Origin of the sequence: Janthinobacterium sp. EB271-G4-3-2 (genome assembly GCF_020858035.1) — a bacterium.
Lineage (GTDB): Bacteria > Pseudomonadota > Gammaproteobacteria > Burkholderiales > Burkholderiaceae_D > Janthinobacterium > Janthinobacterium aestuarii.
This window is the reverse complement of the sequence record NZ_JACYMG010000027.1, coordinates 1-5,147: the sequence shown is the minus strand read 5'-3', so window position 1 is coordinate 5,147 and position 5,147 is coordinate 1. Positions and strand designations below refer to the sequence as shown.

Sequence of the window (5,147 nt, the reverse complement as noted above, 5' to 3'; positions counted from 1 at the left end):
GACAAAGCGTTGTGTTTGTCAGCTGCGAAGAAGGAAGAGTATGCAGCGTTTCGGCTAATTCGTCAACCTTCTTTTTTCACTCTGCTTTACTCGACATTTGCATGCGTCGTTCAGCGAGGGGGCGAATTATAGCCCTGCCTCACATTCCCCGCAAGCGCTATTTACCGCCCCTCACCGTCCAGCAAGCCTGGTCTTCACTTCAAGCGCCTTTTTGTGCAGCCTGTCGCAATCGGCTGGCGTAGTTCGTGGTCTTTAGGCACAGTGGCAACATCAGACTCTGACGCTACGCAACAAGCAGTTAAACTTGCCCGCTGCGTCGATTAACTCTTGTACTTGAAAGTGCCCCCATGCTTCCGATTTCCAGCCTGCCCGAATTGTTGAAAACCATCCTCGCTTGGATACAACGGGCATTCGACGCGACGACGACCTGGGTGACCCAACTGTCATGGTGGAAATTCTTCCTGTTCGCCGCACTGGCCCTGATCGCCGGTTCCATTTTGCAAGATGAGCTGTTCTCATCCAGCCCGGACGAAGAAGTTGTCATCAAGTCACACAAACGCAGCAGCAAGGGCTCGGGTGAAACCAATATCCTGATCGACGATACGGGCATCCATTTCAATCCTCGCAACAGCAAGAACCGGCGCAGCAGCGCGGCCGATCCGGCCGATGCCGCCGAGGCGGACGCACAAGCCAGTGCCGTGCCGCCGGAGCCACCTGAACCACCAGCCGCCCCCGCCAAACCCAACTATCCCGTAACGACCAATGCCTCGGGCGAAGAAGTCCACATTGAATTACCGCCGCAAATCGGCGAAGAGCTGTCGAATGCCATCGAAGAAGCCGTCGATGATGCGGCAGAACAAAAAGTGTCGCGCTATCACCAGCAAGCCTCGACCTGGTTCAAGAGTTTTGTCTCTTTGCTGGTATTGGCCCTGTTCGCCATGAAAGCCCTGGTCGGCGGCAAGAAACGTGCGGAAGCGCAAACCGTCACGGCAAATGAGGCGGCCGAGCGCGAATCCATGCAGCGCCAGCTCAGCGAAGCGAAGATGCAGATGATGCAGGCGCAAGTCGAGCCGCACTTCCTGTTCAACACGCTTGCCTCGGTCGAACACCTGATTCAGGTCGATCCGCCGCGCGCGGCCAAGATGCAGCGCAGCCTGATTCAATATCTGCGCGCCGTGCTGCCGCAAATGCGCGACAACGCCCTGATTACCAATCTGGGCCGTGAAGCGGACATGGTGCAAGCGTACTTGAACCTGCTGAAAATGCGCATGGAAGAACGCCTGACCGTCGATTTCCAGATTCCCGACGGCCTGCGCAGCGCCGCCTTCCCACCCATGATGCTGCAATCGATGGTGGAAAATGCCATCAAGCACGGCCTGGAAGTCAAACCGGAAGGCGGCACGCTGCGCATCGTGGCCGAAGTAGCGCACAGCAAGTTGCGCGTGACGGTCACCGATGACGGCCTGGGCTTTGGCGTGGTGCCCAGCGATGGCACGGGGCTCGGTTTGCCCACCATCCGCGAGCGTTTGAAACTGCTGCATGGCGACGAGGGCAGCCTGACCATTACGCCAAATCAACCATCCGGCGTGTGCGCCGTGATCGAAGTGCCCTATCAATTGTCCAAATAAGACAGAGTAGTTGATAAAAACGCTAAATCATTGAATAATCAATCTTCGCCCGTTCACACTTGAGACTTATGCCTACCGCTATTATTGCCGACGACGAAAGACTGATGCGCGACCAGCTGCGCCTGCGCCTGGGCCAGGCCTGGCCTGAACTGGAAATCATCGGCGAAGCCAAGAATGGCGACGAAGCGATCGAACTGGTGGAGCAACTCAAGCCCGACTTTGCCTTCCTCGATATCCGCATGCCGGGCAAGACAGGCATGGAAGCGGCGCAAGTAATAGGCAGCAAGACGCATATCGTCTTCGTCACGGCCTATGACAGCCATGCCGTCGAGGCCTTCGAGCGGGGCGCCGTCGATTACGTACTCAAGCCACCCGAGCATGAGCGCTTGCTGGTAACCGTGGAGCGCCTGAAAACGCACTTGAACAAGCCGGCCCTGGACGTCAACAGCAGTGTCACGGCCATGCTGTCGCAACTGGCGGAAAAAATCACGGCCAAGCCCACCTATTTGCAATGGATACAGGCCAGCATCGGCCAGGACTTGCGCATGATTCCCGTGGAAGAGATCCTGTTCTTTCGTTCTGACGAGAAATACACGTGTGTGCAGACAGCCAAGTATGAGGCGCTGATCCGCAAGCCCGTGCGCGACCTTGCTGAAGAGCTCGATCCTTCGCTGTTCTGGCAAATCCACCGCGCCACCCTCGTCAATGTGAATGCCATCGAAGGCGTGACGCGCGACATCCGCGGCCGCCACCTGATCCTCATCAAAGGCAAGTCCGACAAGCTCGAAGTGAGTCGCAGCTTCCTGCACCTGTTCAAGCAGATGTAAGTCTCCGCCGCCGCCCGGCCCAGGCCGGCGCGGCGCACGCTCTTCTGCCTCCTTTCTGCGCCACATCAAACCGCACCGCGCCAGCAGGCATAGGCTATATCAAGTCCCGCCCGTCATTCCTGCACTGCCTGCCTTCGCCCACGTTCGCAAGGAGACCCCAATGCCCGACCGAGGCAGTCCCGCGCTGCTGCGCATCTTGCCGCTGGGTATGGCGGCGGCGCTTTTGCTGTGCCTGTTTCCTCCACTGAAAGCCCGCCGGCAACAGCAGGCGCGCGGCCAGGCCATCATCGACAACGCCAGCGACGCCATCATCAGTATCGACAGCCGGCAAATCATCCTCCATGCGAACGCGGCGGCGGCCAGATTGTTCGACGACACGCCGGCCGCCATGTGCGGCATGCCCCTGGGCCACTACATCCTGCGCGACCTGCGTACCCTGGGCAGCCTGGGCACGCACGATGGCGATCCGCCGTTTGACGACATCAGCCTGGAGCTGCGCCTGACGGGCCGGCGCGCCACCGACTACACCTTGACGGGACGGCGCAGCGATGGCGCCATGTTTCCCCTCGAAGGCTCGCTCTCGTCCATGCAGGAAGATGGCCAGAGCGTGTTTACCATCATTGTGCGCGACATCAGCGCGCGCCAGCAGATGCATGAACAGCTGGCCCGCTCCTTTTCGCAATTGCGTGAATTGTCGAGCGCGCTGCAAACCATCCGCGAAGAAGAACGCAAGCATATCGCGCGCGAACTGCATGATGACTTGGGGCAATTGCTCGCCACCTTGCGCGTCGACCTGACCCTCGTGCGCCAGCACACGGATACCACCGCCTCCCTGCAAGCGTTGCTGCACAGCATGGACGGCTTGCTGGTGACGGCCATCACCTCGCTGCGGCGCATCGCCAGCAACCTGCGTCCGCGCGCGCTCGATGAGGGGGGATTGTATTTTGCGCTACAAAAACTGCGCCACGACTTCTTGTTGCGCCGCGCCATCCATTTCGACTTGCTGGCCGACGAAGCCGACCTCGTGCTCGACGACGCGCGCAGCACGGCCATCTACCGCATCGTGCAGGAAGCGCTGACAAATATCGCGCGCCATGCCGAGGCCAGCCACATCACCATCGCCCTGCACCGCATCGATTCCTCGCTGGCGATCACCATCCAGGATGATGGCCGCGGCATTGCCGAACACGATCTGGAAAAAACCACGGCGCTTGGCTTGCTGGGCATGCGCGAACGGGTATGGGGCTTGAATGGCAATATCCATATCGGTACCGATAGCGAACTGGGCGGCACGCGCATCGAAATCTCGCTGCCCATGCATGCCGAGGCGGCCGCCGCGGCCATGTAATAAAAAAGGCGCCCGCAGGCGCCTTTGCTTCATCACATCGAATGATGCTTAGAATTTGTGTGCCAGACCGATCTGGTACGAAGTCAGCGACTTGACGCGCTCGCGGCCAGCGTAAGCGTACACGTCGGTGCGCTTCGACAGGTGGTAGTCGTAACCAATGCCGAATTCCTTGATGGTGTCCTGATCCTTGAACTTGTTGTTGCTTTGCTCTTGCTTGCCGTACGACACTTTGGCATCGCCGCCGCCGACCGTGTAGTTCAGGCCGATCAGGTAAGACTTGAATTCGCCAGTCGTGGCAACTTTGGTGTCACCTTTCGAGTAGGCGGCCGTGATCTTGGCTGGGCCGAATTTATAGCCACCACCGATGGACCACAGATCAGGCTTGGCGGCCGTTGCCGTTGCTTGCACGGCTTTTTCGTAGCCGGCGTGCAAGCTGATCGGGCCATTGTCGTAGGTTGCCAGACCGATCACGCCTGCGTCAGCGCTGTTGACTTCGCTCAGCACATATTGCAGGCTACCCACGAAACCTTCAAAGCTAGGGCTGTTGTAGGTCACGGCATTGTTGACGCGCGACGAGCCGACGCCCGAACGCAGCAGGGTTTCATTGTTCTTGCCGACCACGCCGTAGGTATTGAATGGGTCGACGCGGGCGATGGTGCCATCGACCAAGTTCTTGGTGCGGCCCAGGATGGCGGTACCGAAAGCGCCTTTCAAGCCCACATACGCTTGACGGTCGAACAACACGCCTTTTTGCGCGCCGGTGTCAGCCAGGAATTCACTTTCCAGGTTGAAAATTGCGGACAGGCCGCCACCCAGATCTTCCGTACCCTTGAAACCAAGGCGCGACGCATTGTTTTCGCGTTGTACCGTTGGCTGGCCAGTGGTCTTGGCAATACCGAGGTCAACCAGGCCGTACACGGTGACGTTCGATTGTGCTTGTGCCGTAGCTGCTGCGAAGGTGCCGATGATCAATGCTGCCAGAGTAATTTTTTTCACTTGAGATTCTCTACATTAGGTTGGACAAGAGTGGTGCTGCTTAGCTGCTGAACCGAATCATGCCCACCAAATACTTCAACAATATGACATCGACAAGATGTTGCTTTTTGGCACAACGTCGTGTCAGATAAAAACAACAGGCAAAAAAAAACCGCCCGGAGGCGGTTCATGCGGCGACAAGACCTATTTACCGTAGGTCGGATTAGCGGGGCAAGGCCACGCGTAATCCGACTAGCGCCTTCGGCAACGCCTGTCGGATTACGCCCTACGGGCTAATCCGACCTTGTATTATTCCCCTCATGCCGTTCGTGGTATTGCGAACGGTATCGACCGCTGTCAACATCTTGG

4 protein-coding genes are annotated in these 5,147 nt (G+C 58.4%); 3 read left to right on the top strand and 1 reads right to left on the bottom strand.

Translation table 11 applies throughout. The annotated features are described in order from the left end of the window. The first annotated feature begins 347 nt into the window (after positions 1–347). The 3 genes from IGS55_RS27770 (at position 348) to IGS55_RS27760 (ending at position 3,803) form a co-directional block, all read left to right on the top strand. Positions 348–1,628 carry a sensor histidine kinase gene (locus IGS55_RS27770; protein ID WP_230519558.1) on the top strand — a complete coding sequence of 427 codons (1,281 nt, stop codon included), beginning with the start codon at positions 348–350 and terminating at the stop codon, positions 1,626–1,628. 68 nt (positions 1,629–1,696) lie between these two features. Beyond that, positions 1,697–2,455: a LytR/AlgR family response regulator transcription factor gene (locus tag IGS55_RS27765; RefSeq protein WP_230519559.1), complete on the top strand. Its 759-nt coding sequence runs from the start codon at positions 1,697–1,699 to the stop codon at positions 2,453–2,455. 160 nt (positions 2,456–2,615) lie between these two features. After that, the gene (locus IGS55_RS27760; RefSeq protein WP_230519560.1) at positions 2,616–3,803 is read left to right on the top strand and encodes a PAS domain-containing sensor histidine kinase; all 1,188 of its coding nucleotides are present in this window, start codon (positions 2,616–2,618) and stop codon (positions 3,801–3,803) included. A gap of 48 nt (positions 3,804–3,851) precedes the next feature. On the opposite strand, the gene IGS55_RS27755 is transcribed toward IGS55_RS27760, so the two are convergent. Beyond that, positions 3,852–4,799 (bottom strand): porin, encoded by a 948-nt coding sequence (locus IGS55_RS27755; protein WP_230519561.1) that lies wholly within the window; start codon positions 4,797–4,799, stop codon positions 3,852–3,854. Between the last annotated feature and the right edge of the window lie 348 nt (positions 4,800–5,147).

Excerpts from the sequence above, each read along its gene's own strand:
- IGS55_RS27770 (WP_230519558.1), top strand. The coding sequence starts at position 348 with ATGCTTCCGATTTCCAGCCTGCCCGAATTGTTGAAAACCATCCTCGCT.
- IGS55_RS27765 (WP_230519559.1), top strand. The coding sequence starts at position 1,697 with ATGCCTACCGCTATTATTGCCGACGACGAAAGACTGATGCGCGACCAG.
- IGS55_RS27760 (WP_230519560.1), top strand. The coding sequence starts at position 2,616 with ATGCCCGACCGAGGCAGTCCCGCGCTGCTGCGCATCTTGCCGCTGGGT.